This is a genomic window from Salmonella sp. SAL4457 (assembly GCF_046548235.1).
Lineage (GTDB): Bacteria > Pseudomonadota > Gammaproteobacteria > Enterobacterales > Enterobacteriaceae > Salmonella > Salmonella enterica.
This window is the reverse complement of record NZ_JBGDZO010000505.1, coordinates 1-271: the sequence shown is the minus strand read 5'-3', so window position 1 is coordinate 271 and position 271 is coordinate 1. Positions and strand designations below refer to the sequence as shown.

The following is a 271-nucleotide window of genomic DNA, read 5'->3' as shown; positions in this document are numbered from 1 at the left end:
ACCTAATGCAGCGGTAGCAAGCGTCCATTGGTTTACCGGAATACGGAATATTTTAAAAATGGCCCAGGCAAAGGCCACATAGGTCAGGACTATCAACAAATCCATGATTAAATCTCCGGAAAGGTGGAGTTATCGTTTTTTTTCTCCCCATCCAGTCTTTTTTCCAACTGGGTGATTCGCGCTGCCAGCGCGGCAATCTCAGGGTCTGACTCCTTTCCGGTCGGTGTGATGTGTGACTGCATTCCCCATCCCTTTTCAGGCTGGTAGAGCG

General features: G+C 49.1%; 1 protein-coding gene and 1 pseudogene. Both read right to left on the bottom strand.

All coding sequences use genetic code 11. The features are described 5' to 3' along the window. Nucleotides 1–105, bottom strand: a 105-nt coding sequence (locus ACLJNW_RS25250; RefSeq protein ID WP_410961367.1) for a hypothetical protein, incomplete at its 3' end; no start/stop codon positions are given. Nucleotides 106–107: 2 nt separating this feature from the next. Further along, a pseudogene (locus ACLJNW_RS25245) lies at nt 108–271 on the bottom strand (hypothetical protein); the annotation flags it as partial.